Source organism: Pseudomonas cichorii, from assembly GCF_019719005.1.
In the GTDB taxonomy this organism is placed as follows: Bacteria; Pseudomonadota; Gammaproteobacteria; order Pseudomonadales; family Pseudomonadaceae; genus Aquipseudomonas; species Aquipseudomonas cichorii_E.
The window spans coordinates 1-17661 of sequence record NZ_JAIGPJ010000009.1; the positions used below are offsets into that span (position 1 = coordinate 1).

The 17661-nt window shown below is 58.0% G+C and carries 18 protein-coding genes; 5 read left to right on the plus strand and 13 right to left on the minus strand.

The genetic code is table 11. From position 1 onward, the window contains the following. Nucleotides 1-128 precede the first annotated feature (128 nt). Nucleotides 129-965: a 23S rRNA (adenine(2030)-N(6))-methyltransferase RlmJ gene (locus K5D32_RS09165; protein WP_198724306.1), complete on the minus strand. Its 837-nt coding sequence runs from the start codon at nt 963-965 to the stop codon at nt 129-131. 133 nt (nt 966-1098) lie between these two features. Continuing rightward, nucleotides 1099-2067, minus strand: a complete 969-nt coding sequence (locus K5D32_RS09170; RefSeq protein WP_260407325.1) for a WD40 repeat domain-containing protein — start codon at nt 2065-2067, stop codon at nt 1099-1101. A gap of 362 nt (nt 2068-2429) precedes the next feature. Here K5D32_RS09170 and K5D32_RS09175 point away from each other — a divergent pair, with 362 nt between their 5' ends. Next, nucleotides 2430-2690, plus strand: coding sequence for a hypothetical protein (locus tag K5D32_RS09175; protein ID WP_221599979.1), 261 nt, complete (start codon nt 2430-2432; stop codon nt 2688-2690). A 43-nt stretch (nt 2691-2733) separates the two neighbouring features. On the opposite strand, the gene gbcB is transcribed toward K5D32_RS09175, so the two are convergent. Next, nucleotides 2734-3834: a glycine-betaine demethylase subunit GbcB gene (gene gbcB / locus K5D32_RS09180; protein WP_095067248.1), complete on the minus strand. Its 1101-nt coding sequence runs from the start codon at nt 3832-3834 to the stop codon at nt 2734-2736. A 323-nt stretch (nt 3835-4157) separates the two neighbouring features. Here gbcB and gbcA point away from each other — a divergent pair, with 323 nt between their 5' ends. Next, complete coding sequence (gene gbcA / locus K5D32_RS09185; RefSeq protein WP_221593177.1) at nt 4158-5456, plus strand: SRPBCC family protein; 1299 nt, start codon at nt 4158-4160, stop codon at nt 5454-5456. 723 nt (nt 5457-6179) lie between these two features. Here gbcA and K5D32_RS09190 read toward each other — a convergent pair. The 6 genes from K5D32_RS09190 to K5D32_RS09215 all read right to left on the minus strand — a co-directional run bounded on the left by K5D32_RS09190 (nt 6180) and on the right by K5D32_RS09215 (nt 13950). Continuing rightward, entirely contained in the window at nt 6180-7001 is an 822-nt protein-coding gene (locus K5D32_RS09190; protein WP_221600099.1) for an electron transfer flavoprotein subunit beta, read from the minus strand. Continuing rightward, nucleotides 6991-8211 (minus strand): electron transfer flavoprotein subunit alpha/FixB family protein, encoded by a 1221-nt coding sequence (locus K5D32_RS09195; RefSeq protein WP_221599981.1) that lies wholly within the window; start codon nt 8209-8211, stop codon nt 6991-6993. The genes K5D32_RS09190 and K5D32_RS09195 overlap by 11 nt, the downstream gene beginning before the upstream one ends. Beyond that, complete coding sequence (gene dgcB / locus K5D32_RS09200) at nt 8211-10172, minus strand: dimethylglycine demethylation protein DgcB (RefSeq protein WP_221599983.1); 1962 nt, start codon at nt 10170-10172, stop codon at nt 8211-8213. The genes K5D32_RS09195 and dgcB overlap by 1 nt, the downstream gene beginning before the upstream one ends. A gap of 109 nt (nt 10173-10281) precedes the next feature. Next, entirely contained in the window at nt 10282-12342 is a 2061-nt protein-coding gene (gene dgcA / locus K5D32_RS09205; RefSeq protein WP_221593180.1) for an NADH:flavin oxidoreductase, read from the minus strand. A 15-nt stretch (nt 12343-12357) separates the two neighbouring features. Then, a complete protein-coding gene (locus K5D32_RS09210) occupies nt 12358-12888 on the minus strand; it encodes a DUF5943 domain-containing protein (RefSeq protein ID WP_025258234.1) in 531 nt (176 codons plus the stop codon). A gap of 84 nt (nt 12889-12972) precedes the next feature. Further along, complete coding sequence (locus tag K5D32_RS09215; protein ID WP_025258233.1) at nt 12973-13950, minus strand: dipeptidase; 978 nt, start codon at nt 13948-13950, stop codon at nt 12973-12975. A gap of 228 nt (nt 13951-14178) precedes the next feature. Here K5D32_RS09215 and K5D32_RS09220 point away from each other — a divergent pair, with 228 nt between their 5' ends. The 3 genes from K5D32_RS09220 to K5D32_RS09230 all read left to right on the plus strand — a co-directional run bounded on the left by K5D32_RS09220 (nt 14179) and on the right by K5D32_RS09230 (nt 15475). Continuing rightward, entirely contained in the window at nt 14179-14589 is a 411-nt protein-coding gene (locus K5D32_RS09220; RefSeq protein WP_025258232.1) for a lysozyme inhibitor LprI family protein, read from the plus strand. 56 nt (nt 14590-14645) lie between these two features. Next, the gene (locus K5D32_RS09225) at nt 14646-15068 is read left to right on the plus strand and encodes a DUF3010 family protein (RefSeq protein WP_221577038.1); all 423 of its coding nucleotides are present in this window, start codon (nt 14646-14648) and stop codon (nt 15066-15068) included. Between the two features lie 188 nt (nt 15069-15256). Beyond that, nucleotides 15257-15475: a hypothetical protein gene (locus K5D32_RS09230; RefSeq protein WP_221577159.1), complete on the plus strand. Its 219-nt coding sequence runs from the start codon at nt 15257-15259 to the stop codon at nt 15473-15475. Nucleotides 15476-15580: 105 nt separating this feature from the next. Here K5D32_RS09230 and fba read toward each other — a convergent pair whose 3' ends face one another. From fba to K5D32_RS09250, 4 genes are all read right to left on the minus strand, one after another. After that, on the minus strand, nt 15581-16645 hold the full coding sequence (gene fba / locus K5D32_RS09235) for a class II fructose-bisphosphate aldolase (protein WP_198724296.1): 1065 nt from the start codon (nt 16643-16645) through the stop codon (nt 15581-15583). 115 nt (nt 16646-16760) lie between these two features. Next, a complete protein-coding gene (locus tag K5D32_RS09240; RefSeq protein ID WP_095067254.1) occupies nt 16761-17087 on the minus strand; it encodes an MliC family protein in 327 nt (108 codons plus the stop codon). A 54-nt stretch (nt 17088-17141) separates the two neighbouring features. Next, the gene (locus tag K5D32_RS09245) at nt 17142-17339 is read right to left on the minus strand and encodes a hypothetical protein (protein ID WP_025258228.1); all 198 of its coding nucleotides are present in this window, start codon (nt 17337-17339) and stop codon (nt 17142-17144) included. A gap of 82 nt (nt 17340-17421) precedes the next feature. Further along, the gene (locus K5D32_RS09250) at nt 17422-17652 is read right to left on the minus strand and encodes a hypothetical protein (RefSeq protein ID WP_025258227.1); all 231 of its coding nucleotides are present in this window, start codon (nt 17650-17652) and stop codon (nt 17422-17424) included. Nucleotides 17653-17661: the final 9 nt, after the last annotated feature.

The following is a 17661-nucleotide window of genomic DNA, read 5'->3' on the forward strand; positions in this document are numbered from 1 at the left end:
CACATCGAATAATCAGCTTGCCATTCACCCCTCTCACCTTTGACTTTATCTCTCGCTGCAGACACAAGCGAATTCATTCGCGAAAAACGCGCTTGAAGCTTGCGGCTTACAGCTTGCAGCTCCCTCACCTATTCCGCTATCAACCAATCCATCGTCCAGCCACCCCGGGTCTGGCCCAGCTTCTCGGCCAGATAAGGCATCAGTTCGCGCAGTTCCTCTTCCAGCCCCCAAGGCGGGTTGGCGATGGCGAGGCCGGAGCCGTTGAGGCTTGCCGGGGTGTCCAGCGGGTGAACATGAAGCTCTATGCGCAGCAGCTTCGGCGCGCCGGTTTCGGCCAGGTCCTGGTAGAAGCGCTTGAGCTGGCGCTGGTCCTTGACCGGATACCAGATCGCGGCGACGGTCTGGCGCATGCGGCCAATGGCTTCCTTGAGGGCGACGGCACAGCGCTTCATTTCATCGAGCTGCTCGAAAGGCGGGTCGATCAGCATCACGGCGCGCTTCTCGGCAACCGGCAGCAAGGCCCGTGGCACATGCCAGCCTTCGCCCAGGTGTACGGCCACCCGGCGATCACCCTTCATGTTTTCCTTGAGCAACCGCCCGTCTTCGGGGTGTTTCTCGTTGAGCAGAACACGCTCGCGTTCACGGGTCAGACGGCGGGCCAGTTCAGGTGAGCCCGGGTAATAGCGCAGTTCGCCATCAGGGTTCATGTCGTGCAGCACTTGCAGGTAATCGGCTGCCAGCGCAGGCAGGTCCGGCGCATTCCACAAGCGCCCGATACCTTCCAGCCATTCACCGGTGCGGGTGGCCTGATCGCCCTTGAGGTCGTAAAGCCCAAGTCCGGCGTGGGTGTCGATATAGGCGAAAGGTTGCTCCTTGCGCGCCATCAGGGCGATCAAGCGAGTCAGGGTCAGGTGTTTGAACACATCGGCATGGTTGCCAGCGTGGAAGGCGTGACGGTAATTCATGGCAGCTCCTGGAAGGCTGCGCAGTTTAGCAAAACTCGGACGGGAACAAGACAGTGCTTTCAGTGGCGAAGGGTGAACGGCTTTGATCACCCTTCCAGCAAGTTGCACGTAACAGGATCAGGCATTGCCCGCATTACAAGGCATAAATGGAAATCCACTTCCTGTCGGGGTGAGTGGTATAGAGACGATCACCTTCACGGTTCAGGACTGCACCCCCTACAGAGTGAAAGAAGTCGATGCGCGTGGCGGTTCTTTCAACCGTATCGATTCTGTACAAATCGAAATTGCAGGAATGAATGGCGTACACATAGCGATCATCCGGTGTTCCACCGATGATATTGACGGGGTAACCCCTTGAACCGAACTCCAGCGTATACAGAATCTTCTGCCTGGCCGTATCAGTCACGAACATTTCATCAAATCCGCCCACATAAAGCTGGCTGCCATCGGCACTGACCGCCATGGAGCATGGGTTTCTGAACCCCGGAATATCCACTTGCGAGTAATCCCGCGTATCGATCATTGCGACAACACTGTCGGGGTCATCGGCAAGTTCCGATGCATAGATGTAATTGCCGTCCGGACTGATTGCCATGACTAGAACTGCATTCGACATTTTGCCCAGGTCGAAATCGCTTTCGGCGTTGTAATCAATGGCGTCAACCATACGGATAAGCCCACCGGGCGCGTAGCGGAAAGACAGGCAGATGAAACTCCCGTCCGGGCTGGCCGCGATTTTATCGACGCCCTCCGAATCGAGGATCGCGACCAGTGCATTGCGCTGGACATCAATCACTGAGCATTCATTCTGTCCCGTAACATAAAGCCTGCGTCCATCCGGACTGACAGCCACATCGCCTACACAACCCCTCTTGATACTGGATACGACTTCACGGCTCTCGATATCGATAAAACTGACCCCTGTCCCATCGTCATGAGAGACAAAAAGCAGAGTGTCATCCGGGCTTACATCAATTTCCTTGGGTGAGAAATTCAAAGGAATACTGGCAAGAAGTCTTGCTTCATGGGGAGACGATACATGGAAGGGAAACTCTGTCTTTTGGCTCAGGAAAGCCGTACCTGTGAATATTTTTCTTTGCATTTAACCCACCAATCCCTTGGCCTGTTCAGACCATCATTCGAGAAAACAGGTGCTGCCTTTAAAACGTCAATCGTTAACAGATAAATGATGTGCTCCATTGAATGAGTCATTACCAAAGCGCGTCCTCCATATCGGGTCAGGAATAACAGGGAATTATTGAATACCCGCAACAACGGGTTGGGTACTGTCATAAATAACAGTTAAAGCGCATAAACCTGACCGCTGATCGGCTTTTTACCGGACTGAGCCATTCAAAAAGCGACCTGCCCGTAGGTAATCAAGCCATCCCCGGCAGGCGGGCTTGCCGCAGCAGCGGCGCGCTACCAGAATCAGGGCCTTACCCGATCAAAGGAACACTCGTCATGATGCATGCGGATTTGGTTGATCAAGAGGACTTGCTGAGCCAGCTCAGAGCGCTGGGGTTCGAGATGCCCAGTGGCGCAACGGCTGAGCAGGCCTGTACGCAAGCGGTATGTGGATTGACCGAAGAACGCGCCACAGCCTTGCGGCGTCTGGTCGAGCAATTACTGACCGGCAGTGCAACCATACTGCCAGCGGTACGCCAGGCCATAGATCAGCAATTGCTGCCGGCACTGGCGACCTATAAACAGAATCACGGGTAAGACTTGAAAGAACCGGGCGCACACTCGATGCGCCCCTTGCGGATCAATATTCGATCCGCACATCCCCTTTTGGTACGCTGCAGCACGACAGGATGTAACCCTCTTCCACATCTTCGTCGGTGATGCCGCCGTTGTGCTCCATCTCCACTTCGCCGCTGAGCTTCATGACCTTGCAGGTACCACAGATGCCCATGCCGCAGGCCTTGGGAATCATCAGGCCCAGCTTGGAAGCTGCCGCATGGACGGTTTCACCCGGCGCGACACGAATGCTCTTGCCGGTGTCGGTGAATTCCACCTGATGCAGATCCGCCAAATCGACTTCCGGCGCATCCGCAGCAATTTCGGCATGCTCCACGGCTTCGGCGCGCACCTCAGGCGGCGTCGCGCCAAAGGATTCTTCATGGTACTGCGCCATGTTGAAGCCGCTTTCCTGCAACATGCGCTTGACCGCAGCCATGTACGGCGTCGGCCCGCAACAGAACACCTCGCGGTCCTTGTAGTCCGGCGACATCAGCTCCAGCATCCGCTGGTTCAGGTAACCGCGATAACCCGCCCAAGGCTCACCAAGGCCGTGCTTCTCACAGATCAGATGCAGGCTGAAGTTATCGATCCGCGACGCCATATGCTCCAGTTCGCGGTGATAGATGATGTCCTTGGGCGAACGGGCGCTGTGTACGAACACCATGTCGACATTGGCATTGGTGTCGTAGAACCAGCGGGCCATGGACATGACCGGCGTGATACCGACGCCGCCGCTCAGATAGAGAATCTTCGGATTGGGGAAGTCGATAGCGTTGAACAGCCCGACAGGCCCGTGTACTGCCAGCTCCTGGCCTTCATGCAGCGTGTCGTGCAGGTAATTGGAAACCTTGCCTCCCGGCACGCGCTTGACGGTAATCGAGAAACTGTAAGGCACCGACGGCGAACTGGAGATGGTGTAGGAACGCATGATGGGCACGCCATCGATTTCCAGCTCCAGGGTGACGAACTGGCCGGGCTTGAAGAAGAACAGGATCGGCTGGTCTGCCATGAAGCAGAAGGTCCTTACATCCCAGGTTTCCTGGATCACCTTGACGACCCGCACAAGATGGCGGCCATTGGCCCATGTCTGGGTGGTTACCGGGTTGAGAAAATTCTGGGACATACTTGATCTCCACGACCGACTGTCGGCCTTTATGATGGGGATTCTGCGTAACGCGCAGGAGGCGCATTTACCTATCAACGACATTCACGTACTTACGGCGACCAGCCCCCACAGACCGTGGGTTCCCTAGTCGGGAACGGATTCGGCCATGTCGCCCATGGATAAGGTTCAGTCCGCGCCCGCCTCCACACTCGCCCCTTAACAGCCATGAAAAAACTCACCGGCATGAGCGACCCCCAATCGCCTTGCGTGCAGCGCTGCAAAGAACCGTATTAGCCACATTCGCAGGCCGCCAACGATGCGGTCATGAGGGAATCTGAAAAATGGACATCACCGCAACCCTGAGCCTTGGCGACCCGCTGGAACCTGCACGCAAGGCCACCGCCGAGATGCTACAGAACCGCGAGCGCACCTATTCGCTGCCGCAGCCTTTCTACAGTGATGACCGCCTGTTTGAAATCGACATGCAGGAAATCTTTCACAAGGAATGGCTGATTGCAGGCATGACCTGCGAAATTCCGGCCAAGGGCAACTACCTGACGCTGCAGATCGGCAAGAACCCGATCCTCGTCGTGCGCGCCCCGGATGGCAGCGTGAATGCTTTCCACAACGTCTGCCGCCATCGTGGTTCGCGTCTGTGTACCGGCGAGAAAGGCAAGGTCGCCAAGCTGGTCTGCCCTTACCACCAATGGACGTACGAGCTGGACGGACGCCTGCTGTACGCGGGCACCGAAATGGGCGACGACTTCGACATGAAGAACTTCAGCCTCAAGCCCGTGAACGTAAAAACCGCTGGCGGCTATATCTTCATCAGCCTGGCGGAGAATCCACCCGCCATCGATGAGTTCCTGGCCACGCTCAAGCACTACATGGAACCCTACGACATGGAAAACACCAAGGTGGCGGTACAGACCACCTTGATGGAAAAGGCCAACTGGAAGCTGGTGATCGAAAACAACCGCGAGTGCTATCACTGCAACGGCTCACACCCGGAGCTGTTGAAAACCCTGCTGGAATGGGACGACGTCACCGACCCGCGTGCCGATCAGACCTTCAAGGACCATGTGGCCGCCTCCGCCGCTGCCTGGGACGCCGAAAAGATTCCCTACGCACACGCCAGCTTTGGCCTGCGCAACCGCATCGTGCGCATGCCGCTGCTCAAGGGCACTGTGTCAATGACCATGGATGGCCAGGTCGGCTGCAAGAAACTCATGGGCCGTATCCAGAACCCGGACCTGGGCTCGATGCGCATCCTGCACCTGCCTCACTCCTGGAACCACTGCATGGGCGATCACATCATCGTCTTCACGGTATGGCCGATCAGCGCCCAGGAAACCATGGTCACCACCAAATGGATCGTGCACAAGGATGCCGTGGAAGGCGTCGATTACGACGTAGCGCGCATGCGTCAGGTCTGGGACGCCACCAACGATCAGGACCGTCGTCTGGCCGAGGAAAACCAGCGCGGTATCAACTCCAGCGCCTACCAGCCCGGCCCGTACTCCAAGACCTATGAGTTCGGCGTGGTCAACTTCATCGACTGGTACAGTTCGCGGGTACTGGAAAACCTGGGAGCAGAACCTGCGCCCTACCTCAAAGGTGTAGCGGTCAACCACGAATGACCCTGCGGGGTTGGATGTTGATCAAAAAACATCCAACCCCCTCACACCCCAAGTCTGCCGCCCTCTCCCGCACACAACAAACAACTTATCCACAGATCAGCCCACAGCAATTGTGGGAAAGTCGATTTTTTCGCTCTCAAAAAACCTGAAAAAACCGTGACTTACTGATTACCTCAATTGCGGGACATACTGTTCATTTTTTGATCAAACCTTTGAAAGCCTTATATTCATTGACCTTCAAGGGATCACGAACACCTTATCCACAGAAGCGCCAACAGACTTTGGGGGCAACTTCTGGCTTGTGAGTCATGAACTGTGGAAAACTGCTCCAGGCGTGATACAGCAAGGCTTTACAGGGACATTTATAGCCATTCATGATCAATTGATCATTTTTTATACGAAACCTTGAAAGCCACGTTTTATATGGTCTACAGGAGATCACGAACAACTTGTCCACAGAGAGGCCAACAGAGTTTGTGGGCAATTGATCAAGGAGACGGGGAGCAGTGGATTGTTTATCCACATGGAAAAGTCAGTAAAAACCGTAAGTTAGGTTGATCATTTTTCAACCAGAGGTCTGTAAGGCACGGTTTACATGGGGTTCAGCAACCCGCGAACATGTTATCCACAGGCAGACGCACAGGGAATGTGTGTAACTCCCTGTGGGAGCGAATTTATTCGCGAAAAGGTTCGCGAATAAATTCGCTCCTACACAACTGGTTTTTATCGGATAACGCCTTCTTCAACCAACAGCTTGAGGATCGCCGCTGCGCCGTCCTGCGGGCTGACGCCCTTGAGCACTTGCCCGGTGCCGCCGCTGGCCTTGGCGGTAGCGGCTTTCATGCGGTCGGCGCCGCTCTTGGCCTTGATCACTTTCAGGCGTTTGGGGCGAGGTTTAGCCGGTTGCAGGCCATGGGCTGTGAGTAACTCATCCACCACCACTTCCACCTGCTCCACGCCCAATGCTCCACGCTGCGCCGGGCCATAGGCGCTCTGGCGCGGTTTTGGCGCTGCGTTATCCACAGTGGCCAGAAACGGCAGGCGAACCTTGAGGCGACGTCGCTGACCTCGGGGCAAGGCTTGCAGGACAAGGGCCACGCCGTTATCCAGGGATTCCACCTGAGCCAGGCCCACCACCAGCGGCCAGCCCAGTCTTTCTGCCAGCAGGAACGGCAACATGCCCGAACCTTCACCGGTTTCCGCCTGGCTGCCGGTGAGCACGATCTGCACCGCCGAATCGCGGATGTAATCGGTCAGGGCAGGCAATGCATCCGCCCCTTCGGGCTGCTCCAGCACCTGCAGTTCGTCCAGGCCCATGCCCATATAAGCCCGCAATGCAGGTTCCTGGGCATTGCCGGCGTGCAGCACCTGCAAGTTATCCCCAACCAGTTGCAAACCCAGTTCCACGGCCCGTGCATCCTGCTCGGCGCGGCGGGCGCGTCCCGAGGTCGGGTGAGCGCCGATGGATACCAGGCTCATGACCTGCAACGCGGTCTTGTTCAATGAAGCATTATCCACAGATGAATTCCCTCGCTCAGGCCGCATCACGTTTTGCCTCGTTGCGATAAGCCTCGACCGCGTCGATCAAAGCCTTGAGGATGTCTGCGCTTTCACCGATCACCGACAGGTCGGCGCGTTTGATCATGTCGCAGCCCGCATCCAGGTTGATCGCAATGACCTTGTCGCAGGCGCCGATGCCTTGCAGGTGCTGGATCGCGCCCGAGATACCCACAGCCACATACACGCGTGCCGTGACCCAGGTTCCGCTGGCACCCACCTGACGGTCCCGACTCATGAAGCCATCGTCCACCGCCACCCGGGATGCACCTTCGGTCGCGCCCAAGGCTGCCGCAGTGCGATGGAACAGGTCCCAGTCCTTGACGCCATTACCGCCCGAGAAGATGAACTCCGCTTCAGCCATGGGGATAACTGCAGGATCGACCGCCACCGCGCCCAAGTCCTCGATACGCGCGAGACTGCGCGCCACAGGTGTGGATAACTCCACCGGCAATGCTTCATGACGGGTATCACTGACTGGATCGGCACATTCGGCAGCCGCCAGAATCAGGCGCGCCAGCGGACGAGCCAGGTCTTCGCGCCCCGCTCCGGCACGCCCGATACACTGCTCATCCTTGACCTGCCAGACCCGGGTCGCCGGACGTTCGCCCAGGCTGGCCGCAAAACGCCGCCCCAATTCCCCGCCACCGCTGCGGCTGTCCGGCAGCAGCCAGTGCCGTGGGTTGAACTGGTTATCCACAGCCCGCAGCCCTTGCACGCGCTGTTCCGGTGAATAACCGCTGAACTCATCACCTTCAAGAACCAGCAGGCGGTCGACACCCGCCGTCTCGAAAGTGCTTTCCTTGTGCTCACCGAACACCACGGCCAGTACAGCGCCAGTGCTGCCCGCCAGTTGATGGGCGAGCCCCAGCAGATCACGGTCGTGACTGCTCAGGCGGCCACCAACCATGTCCGGCACCACGGTGATGTAAAACGCTGGCTCAGGTACTTGATACAGCGGCAGGCTGATCTCGGCAGTTGCAGAACGCTTGACCGTCCCGCCCTGCTGCGCGCCGCTGCGGTCGATGCGCTTGATGCCGTTAGGCCCGATAAAACCCAGGCCGTGTACGTTCTTGCGCATCAGGCCATTGGGTCCCATCCAGCTGGTCTGTGCAGGCTGCATCGCTGCATGCAAAGGGTGCAGGCGGTTACGTGCGATCCATTCGGCACGAGGGTCGCGGCGAATAATGTCGCTCATCAGTGCACCTCCGCGGGTTCACGCCTGGCTGGCTCTGGCTTGCTGGTAACCGGTTCTTCAATCAAGGCATCGGCCACCAGTTCGGCAATGTCCTTGATCATCGGTCGTGGCTCGACCACGCCTTCAAGCATCGCCGTGCATTGTGGACAACCTACGGCCACCAGTTCGGCACCGGTTTCGCGGATATCTTCCATACGCATGTCGGGAATCCGCTGCTTGCCGGGAATATCGGTAATGGGCGCGCCGCCACCGCCACCACAGCAACGGGAACGGAAGCCCGAGCGCTGCATTTCCTTGATCTCGATACCCAGGGCGCGCAATACCTCACGCGGCGCTTCGTACTCGCCGTTGTAACGGCCCAGATAGCATGGATCGTGATACGTCACGCTGGAGCCCTTGTGCTGTCCGAGCTTGAACGCGCCGCCCTGAACCAGTTCAGCCATGTATGTGCTGTGATGTTGCACGAGGTAGTCACCACCCAGGGCGCCGTACTCGTTTTTCAGCACATGAAAGCTGTGGGGGTCGCAGGTGACGATGCGCTTGAAGCTGTATCTGGACAGCGTCTGGATATTGCGCTTGGCCAGCATCTGGAAAGTCGCTTCATCACCCAGACGACGGGCCACATCGCCGCTGTCGCGCTCTTCAAGGCCCAGCACGGCAAAGTCGACCTTCGCGGCTTTCAGGACTTTGACGAAAGCCCGCAAGGTGCGCTGGTTACGCATATCGAAAGCGCCATCGCCCACCCAGAACAGCACATCGGTGGTTTTCTTTTCGCTGAGCAGGCTGAGGTTCAAATCCGCCGCCCAGTTCATCCGCCCGCCCGGCGCAAAACCGCCAGGGTTGTCAGTGGCGATCAGGTTATCCAGCACTTCGGCGCCCTTGTTGGGGGTCGCGCCTTTTTCCAGAGTCAGGTGGCGGCGCATGTCGACGATGGCGTCCACGTGCTCGATCATCATCGGGCACTCTTCCACGCATGCCCGGCAAGTGGTGCAGGACCACAGGGTTTCGGCATCCACCAGTCCGTTGACGATGGGTTGATGCGGATTGCCGCCATGTTCGCCGATAGGCTTGCCCTTGCCGTCCAGGGATGGATAAGGGCTGCCTGCAAATTTGGCATCGGTGCCGCCAGCGAGGCCCACCACCATGTCCTGAATCAGCTTCTTGGGATTCAACGGCTGGCCGGCAGCGAACGCCGGGCAAGCGGCTTCGCATTTACCGCACTGCACACAAGCGTCAAAGCCCAGCAATTGGTTCCAGGTGAAATCCTCGGGCTTTTCCACACCCAGCGGCGCATTCGGGTCAGTAAGGTCCAGCGGCTTCAAGCCGGTGGAGCGGCCGCCACCGAAGCGCTCGGCACGTCGGTGCCAGGCCAGGTGCAGGGCGCCAGCAAAGGCGTGCTTCATCGGCCCGCCCCAGGTCATGCCGAAAAACAGCTCGCTGACGCCCCACAACACGCCAACGCCCAGAATCACGGCCAGCAGCCAGCCACCGAAGTTCTCGGGAAGAATCCCCGCAACCGGTAAGGTCACCAGAAAGAAGCTCGCAGAAAACGCCATCAGGCTTTTCGGCAGGCGCATCCATGGGCCTTTGGAGAGGCGCGCTGGCGGGTTGAGGCGACGACGAAAGACAAACACCGCCCCCACGAACATCACCGCTGACATCAGCAGCAATGCGTAGCCCAGGAAGCGGTTATGCAGGCCGAAACCGTGTACCAGAATCGCCAGCACGATAGACGCCACCGCACCGCCCGCCGTGGCGACGTGTGTGTTGGCGATGTATTTGTCCCGGGCGACGACATGGTGCAGATCGACCATGTAACGCTTGGGCATGGCCAGCAGCCCGCCCAGCAGATCGACCTTGGAAGCCCGACCATTGCGCCACATTTTTACCCGCCGCAAAGCACCCAGCACCGCAAGGGCCAGGGCAGCGAAGAGCAGGAGGGGGAGAATGGTGCTCAACATCAGAATCACCTCTGGCGAGGTGCAAGCTACAAGCCGTAAGCGACAAGTAAAAGCACAGCAGATCCGCTGTCTTCTCTTGCTGCTTACAGCTTATGGCTTGCAGCTTTCCTCAAAAATCCTTACACAGCCGCAATCCGTCATAGATCGCTGCATGGGTATTACGCTGGGCCACGCAGTCGCCGATGCGGAACAGCAGGTAGCCGTCCCCCTGTTGGCTCAGCGAAGGTTGTGGCTGGATGGCGAACAGGGCGTCGATGTCGATCTGGCCTTTGTTACGCGAACCTTCCTTGAGCCCGTAATAAAGCTCTTCGTCTGGACGCACACCGTTTTCGACAACAATCTGGTCGACCACCCGCTCCTCTTTCGCGCCGGTGTATTCGTTCTCCAGGACGGCAACCAGCTTGTCGCCTTCGCGGTAGACCTTTTCCAGCATCATGTCCCCGGTCATGATCACTTCCTTGGGGTACATGCTGCGGTAGTAGGTCGGGAACGAGGTGCCGCCAATGGCGACGCCGGGTTTGATGTCATCGGTGACGATCTCGACCTGCGAGCCCTTGTCGGCCAGGAAGTCGGCCACGGACATGCCGGTGAATTCGCAGATGGTGTCGTAGACCAGCACGTTCTTGCCCGGTGCAACCTTGCCGTCCAGCACGTCCCAGCTGCTGACCACCAGCCCTTCGGCCGCGCCCCAGTGTTCGTTCTGCTCAAGAAACGGATGACCGCCCACTGCCAGCACCACGATGTCCGGGCGCAGGTCGAGAATGGTCGCCGGATCGGCAGCTGTACCCAGGCGCAGATCGACCTTCAGACGCGCCAGTTCCAGTTGGTACCAGCGAGTGATACCGGCAATCTGGTCACGCTGCGGTGCCTTGGAGGCAGTGGTGATTTGCCCGCCGATGAATTCCTTTTTCTCGAACAGTGTCACGTCATGGCCGCGCTCGGCAGACACGCGAGCCGCTTCCATGCCTGCAGGACCTGCACCGACAATCACCACCTTGCGTTTCGGCCCGGTGGACTTCTCGATGATGTGCGGCACGCCCATGTATTCGCGAGACGTGGCGGCGTTCTGGATGCACAGCACATCCAGCCCCTGATACTGACGGTCGATGCAGTAGTTGGCGCCGACGCACTGTTTGATCTGGTCAACCTGACCCATCTTGATCTTGGCAATCAGGTGCGGGTCGGCGATGTGGGCGCGGGTCATGCCGACCATATCCACATAGCCACCTTCCAGGATCCGCGTGGCCTGATTCGGGTCTTTGATGTTCTGCGCGTGCAGTACCGGAACCTTGACCACTTCCTTGATACCGGCCGCCAGGTGCAGGAACGGCTCCGGTGGATAACTCATGTTGGGGATAACGTTGGCCAGGGTGTTATGGGTGTCGCAACCCGAGCCCACGACACCGAGGAAATCGATCATGCCGGTGGCGTCGTAATACTTGGCGATTTCCTTCATGTCCTCATGGCTCAAGCCATCGGGGTGGAACTCATCACCACAGATACGCAGGCCCACACAGAAATCAGGCCCCACTTCCTTGCGCACGGCCTTGATCACTTCCAGGCCAAAACGCATGCGATTCTCGAAACTGCCGCCCCACTCGTCGGTGCGCTTGTTGACCCGAGGGCTCCAGAACTGGTCGATCATGTGCTGGTGTACGGCAGACAGCTCGACACCATCCAGGCCACCGGCCTTGGCACGGGCTGCAGCGCTGGCGTAGTTGCCGATCACCCGCCAGATTTCTTCCGGCTCGATGGTCTTGCAGGTCGCACGGTGGACCGGCTCACGAATGCCGGAAGGCGACATCAGAGTCGGCCAGTGCTCGCCATCCCAACGGGAACGACGGCCCATGTGGGTAATCTGGATCATGATCTTGGCGCCGTGCTTGTGCATGGCGTCGGCAAGGTTCTGGAAGTGCGGAATGATCTTGTCGGTGGCCAGGTTGACCGACTTCCACCAGCCCTGAGGGCTGTCGATGGCCACACTGGAGGAACCGCCGCAGATCGCCAGGCCGATGCCGCCCTTGGCCTTCTCTTCGTAGTACTTCACATAACGGTCGGTGGTCATCCCGCCATCGGTGGCATAGACCTCGGCATGAGCGGTACTCAGGACCCGGTTGCGGATCGTCAGTTTGCCAATCTGGATCGGCTGGAACATCGCTTCGAAAGCCATAACACGATCCTCGACTTACAACGGTTTGACGACAAACAGACCGTCGTCATGACCTTCTTCGGAGCCACCGTAGACCTGTTCGGCAACGGTGCGGATCGAGCTGCCGCTGGCAGCCAGGATCTGATCCATTGCACCGGCGAACCAGCCGGTGAACATGTAATCGACCTTGCGTCCGACCTTGCCGTACACATACACGAACGCCGAGTGCTCGAGCTTGACGCTGGCGGTGCCTTTTTCCAGATCGATATCCTGAATCTTGAACAGCCCCCAGCCACGCTGGGACAAACGATTCATGTAGTGCTCGAACACCGCGACGCCTTCGATGCCATGGCATTCGGCTTCCTTTTCGCACCAGTGCCAGGCGGATTTGTAGCCAGCCTTGTAGAGAATTTCGGCGTAGGCCTCGGCACCCAGCACTTCTTCAATACCCATGTGGTTATTGACGAAGAAATGGCGCGGCACATAGAGCATCGGCAATGCATCGGAGGTCCAGACGCCTGTTTCGCTGTCGACTTCGATAGGCAGTTGCGGGGCGATTTTAGCCATGGGGTCAAACTCCAGAAATTCGGGTTACGCCCACTGCGCGCAGGGCAGCGGGGTTATCAATTCAAAGGGGCGTCGCGTAGGAAGTTATTCGCCCCAGACATCTCGGAGCACGTTGACCCAGTTCTCGCCCATGATCTTGCGCACGACGCGCTCGGAATGGCCGCGCTTGAGCAGGGTTTCGGTCAGGTTCGGGAATTCGCCCACGGTACGGATGCCCAGCGGGTTGATGATCTTGCCAAAGCTGGTCAGCCGACGGGCGTAGCCCTTGTCATGGGTCAGGTACTCGAAGAAGTCCTGGCCATGGCCCTGGGTGAAGTCGGTACCAATACCGATGGCGTCCTCACCGACGATGTTCATGGTGTATTCGATGGCTTCGGCGTAGTCGTCGATGGTCGACTCGATGCCCTTGGCCAGGAACGGCGCAAACATGGTCACGCCGACAAAACCACCGTGATCGGCGATGAACTTCAGTTCGGCATCAGACTTGTTGCGCGGGTGTTCCTTGAGGCCGGACGGCAGACAGTGGGAGTAGCAGACCGGTTTCTTCGATTCGAGGATGACTTCTTCGGAAGTCTTGGAGCCCACATGGGACAGGTCGCACATGACGCCCACGCGGTTCATCTCGGCCACGATCTCGCGCCCGAAGCCTGAAAGGCCGCCGTCGCGCTCGTAGCAGCCGGTGCCCACCAGATTCTGGGTGTTGTAGCACATCTGCACGATGCCAACGCCCAGTTGCTTGAAGATCTCGACATAGCCGATCTGGTCTTCGTAGGCATGAGCATTCTGGAAGCCGAAAAGAATGCCGGTCTTGCCCAGTTCCTTGGCCTTGCGGATGTCGGCGGTGGTATGGACCGGCATCACCAGGTCGCTGTTCTCGCGCATGAGCTTCTGGCTGGTGCAGATGCTGTTGATAGTGGCCTGGAAACCTTCCCACACCGATACCGTGCAGTTGGCCATGGTCAGGCCACCCTTGCGCATGTCTTCAAACAGCTCGCGATTCCATTTGGCGATAATCAGCCCGTCAATGACGATGCTATCGGCGTGCAGTTCGGCTGGGCTCATCAGGCTGTCCCCTTTTTAGGTACTTGCGCGCCGAATCGGCTGTCGGCGCTATTGGGGTCAGCATATGCCGGAGGGTCCGGCGAGCCGGGTGCAAAAACGACAGGGGGTTTGCCGAAAGCGTCAAGATGCGACAAAGGGCCATGAGACCCTCTCAGCGTGTGTCGTAAACCTGTTCTTTGCTTCGCGCTTAGGCCAGAATTCAAGGCATCAATGGATCGGAGCCACTCGATGAAAACGATTTTCCTGACACTGGCCCTCATGGCGACCGCCGTGACTGGCGCACAAGCGGCTCAAGATTCGGACAGCACGCCGTGCGACGGTGTCGACAGCGACAACCAGACACTCGAATGCTCGGTCTACAGTCGGCACACCGCAGAAGAGCTGCTGAAGGAAAACTTTCAGAACCTGCTCAATCGCGTCCAGTCGCAATTCGTCGCCAACAAGTCGCAATACAACGACTTCACCAGCAAGCTCAAGACCGCCCAACAGGCCTGGGAAAAGCTGCGCGACGCCGATTGCGCGGTCGAAGTCTTCCCGTCTGCCGCGGGTAGCAAGGCCTACAACATCAACGAAAACGACTGCATTGCCCGCATGAGCGACGAGCGCTCGGAATATCTGGAATCAATTGCGCAGGAATAACGCCAGCGATGAGATAACCTGTTCCTTTATATGAACCGAAGGCACCAGGCATTCCCATGATTATTTGTGGTGTAGAAATCAAAGGCAGTGAAGCCATCTTCGCCCTGGCCACCCGTCAGAACGGCGGCACCGCGCATGTGCCGCTGGCAACCCGAAAGATCGCGCTGGAGGATGACGACGAAGCTGGCAACGTCAAAGCCTTCGCCACAAAGATCGCAAGCTTTGTGCGGGAAAACGGCATCAGCCATGTCGCGATCAAGAAACGCAGCAAGAAAGGCGAATTCGCCGGTGGTCCCACCACCTTCAAGATCGAAACCGTCTTCCAGCTCCTGGCCGACTGCGACGTCGTCCTCGTGTCACCGCAGACCATCAACGCCCAGAACAGGAAACACGACTTCGCCCTGCCCGATACATTGAACAAGTATCAGCATGAGGCCTATAAGACGGCATGTTCGGAATTGATGAAAAACGGAAAATGATCCAAGGGATCAAGAGGCCATGCCTCCAGCCGGAAAATTTTACCGGCTCGAAAACAGGATGGCCCCGCAAAGCGGGGCCATGAATACCTACCTAGTGTCATCACCAGCATGAACCAGAGGAGCTTCTGGGAGAGGGCGCTCTAGGGCTGCGACATGGATGTTAATACGCAATAACAGGATGTGCAAACTTGATTAAGCAGACTGCTGCGGTAATGCTTCTGGAGAAAATGTTCTCCAAACCACGCATCGCTCGTTACACCGTGAACCCACGTGGTGCGGCTCCTGAAATAGCCTACCAACACAATCTGGAACTCGCAGAGTCGATCATGCCATGTCTCCATGTACTGGAGGTGGCATTACGCAATGCAATCCATCAGCAACATGACATGCTCCTCGATACAGGTTGAACCATCGTGTGAACCGTTAAGAATTGTGTAATCCCCTGACAGTCAGGAAACCCTACCCCACAAAAAACCCGCATCTCTGCGGGTTTTTCATTACTGGATCAACACTCAGTTGATCTTGGCATCCAGCTCGCCCTTGGCGTAGCGCTCGAACATGGCATCAAGCGAGATTGGCTTGATCTTCGAGGCGTTGCCGGCGGTGCCGAAGGCTTCGTAACGGGCGATACAGACGTCACGCATGGCCACGACGGTCTTGGCCAGGTATTTGCGCGGGTCGAACTCGCTGCGGTTCTTGGCCATGAATTCACGGATGGCACCGGTAGAGGCCAGACGCAGGTCGGTGTCGATGTTGACCTTGCGCACGCCGTACTTGATGCCTTCAACGATTTCTTCGACCGGCACGCCGTAGGTTTCTTTGATGTCGCCACCGTACTCGTTGATGATCTTCAGCCATTCCTGAGGAACGGACGAGGAACCGTGCATCACGAGGTGGGTGTTGGGGATGCGCTTGTGGATCTCTTTGATGCGCTCGATCGCCAGGATGTCGCCGGTAGGCGGCTTGGTGAACTTGTAAGCGCCGTGGCTGGTGCCGATGGCGATTGCCAGGGCATCGACCTGGGTCTTCTTGACGAAGTCAGCGGCTTCTTCAGGGTCGGTCAGCATCTGGCTGTGATCCAGGATACCTTCTGCGCCAACGCCGTCTTCTTCACCGGCCATACCGGTTTCCAGAGAACCCAGAACGCCCAGCTCGCCTTCCACGGAAACGCCACATGCGTGGGCGAAAGCCACTACGCGACGGGTTACGTCGACGTTGTATTCGTAGCTGGCCGGCGTCTTGCCGTCTTCAGCCAGGGAACCGTCCATCATGACCGAGCTGAAGCCAAGCTGGATAGAACGCTGGCAGATATCAGGGCTGGTGCCGTGGTCCTGGTGCATGACCACCGGGATGTGCGGGAACTCTTCGACTGCCGCGAGGATCAGGTGACGCAGGAAAGGGGCACCGGCGTATTTGCGGGCACCGGCCGAAGCCTGGACGATCACCGGGGAATCGGTCTTGTCGGCCGCTTCCATAATGGCGCGCATCTGTTCCAGGTTGTTTACGTTGAAAGCTGGAACGCCGTAGCCGAATTCGGCTGCGTGGTCCAACATCTGGCGCATGCTGATAAGTGCCATTGTCTGTGTGTCTCCCGGTCGGGTCGTTAATCGTGCAAGCCTGCCGTAGTGGCGACTGCTATTCAAGTTATACGCACGGCCACAAGTGCCGTGCGGGTGGTACATCGGCTACGACTTATCTGGCCTTGCAGCCGCGTCCGATCAAATCGTTGGTGGCGTCCCAGTAAATCAGGCCTTCGTCACCCTTGTTGGCAAACGCCAACACGTTGTTACTGTAGAGCGTCCCGCTGGCAGCACCAGGCTGGGCCTTGAGCCTGAAAACCTGATCGCTCTGGTTCAGGCGTACATCCACTTCCTTTTTGGCCGAATCGGCAAAACGCCAATGGACCTCGGCCTTGCTGTCACATACCCAGTGGTTCCAGGAATCACTGGACTGCGGCGCCTTTGACGTCGCGCAACCACCGAGCACTGCAAATGCCGCAAGGGCAATCAAGCCTTTCATCACGTCTCCTGGCCTGCCCCGGGAAGCGCGGCCTGTGCCGCTCGCTTCGCTACATCAGGGGCAGTTCTGTTCCTGATTACGATCACCGGCCGGTTCACCCGTGACGTGCGCCTCAACCCGCTGGGTGTTGTCGGTCGTCGGTACATTCACGGAGGCCGGGCTGAATACTTCACAGGTTCGGGCTTTGGAGCCCGGACTGCTGCAACCTGCCAAAACAATGCAACTCACAAGAGCCAGGGTGGCGATTTTCATGGCGAAACTCCTTCTCGGAAAAGATCCCACCCTTTAATGACCGCCAAAGCTCGCAGATGTTACCTGCGAGCCTTTACCTGACTCAGAGACAGCCCACATCTCCCGCGCGAGGCATGAACTCGTAACGATCCCAGACCTCCTGACCGCCACGCTTGTAGATCACTGGCACGGTTTCAGCCTGCCAACCGGCCTGATAGCAGCTCAATTGAAGCAGCTGCGCCTGAGGCTCAGGTTCCGCATCGTCAACCTCAGGCTTGCTCGCACAACCGGCCAGCACCCCGGCGACAAGCAATAACGGTAACGTCCTGAACATGAACTACTC

Coding starts and splice junctions, on each gene's coding strand:
- K5D32_RS09215 (WP_025258233.1), bottom strand. CDS start 13,950: ATGAGCCCAGCCGAACTGCACGCCGATAGCATCGTCATTGACGGGCTG.
- K5D32_RS09240 (WP_095067254.1), bottom strand. CDS start 17,087: ATGAAAGGCTTGATTGCCCTTGCGGCATTTGCAGTGCTCGGTGGTTGC.
- K5D32_RS09190 (WP_221600099.1), bottom strand. CDS start 7,001: ATGCGGCCTGAGCGAGGGAATTCATCTGTGGATAATGCTTCATTGAAC.
- K5D32_RS09225 (WP_221577038.1), top strand. CDS start 14,646: ATGATTATTTGTGGTGTAGAAATCAAAGGCAGTGAAGCCATCTTCGCC.
- gbcA (WP_221593177.1), top strand. CDS start 4,158: ATGGACATCACCGCAACCCTGAGCCTTGGCGACCCGCTGGAACCTGCA.
- dgcB (WP_221599983.1), bottom strand. CDS start 10,172: ATGTTGAGCACCATTCTCCCCCTCCTGCTCTTCGCTGCCCTGGCCCTT.
- K5D32_RS09220 (WP_025258232.1), top strand. CDS start 14,179: ATGAAAACGATTTTCCTGACACTGGCCCTCATGGCGACCGCCGTGACT.
- K5D32_RS09175 (WP_221599979.1), top strand. CDS start 2,430: ATGATGCATGCGGATTTGGTTGATCAAGAGGACTTGCTGAGCCAGCTC.
- gbcB (WP_095067248.1), bottom strand. CDS start 3,834: ATGTCCCAGAATTTTCTCAACCCGGTAACCACCCAGACATGGGCCAAT.
- K5D32_RS09250 (WP_025258227.1), bottom strand. CDS start 17,652: ATGTTCAGGACGTTACCGTTATTGCTTGTCGCCGGGGTGCTGGCCGGT.
- K5D32_RS09195 (WP_221599981.1), bottom strand. CDS start 8,211: ATGAGCGACATTATTCGCCGCGACCCTCGTGCCGAATGGATCGCACGT.
- dgcA (WP_221593180.1), bottom strand. CDS start 12,342: ATGGCTTTCGAAGCGATGTTCCAGCCGATCCAGATTGGCAAACTGACG.
- fba (WP_198724296.1), bottom strand. CDS start 16,645: ATGGCACTTATCAGCATGCGCCAGATGTTGGACCACGCAGCCGAATTC.
- K5D32_RS09245 (WP_025258228.1), bottom strand. CDS start 17,339: ATGAAAATCGCCACCCTGGCTCTTGTGAGTTGCATTGTTTTGGCAGGT.
- K5D32_RS09165 (WP_198724306.1), bottom strand. CDS start 965: ATGAATTACCGTCACGCCTTCCACGCTGGCAACCATGCCGATGTGTTC.
- K5D32_RS09210 (WP_025258234.1), bottom strand. CDS start 12,888: ATGGCTAAAATCGCCCCGCAACTGCCTATCGAAGTCGACAGCGAAACA.
- K5D32_RS09170 (WP_260407325.1), bottom strand. CDS start 2,067: ATGCAAAGAAAAATATTCACAGGTACGGCTTTCCTGAGCCAAAAGACA.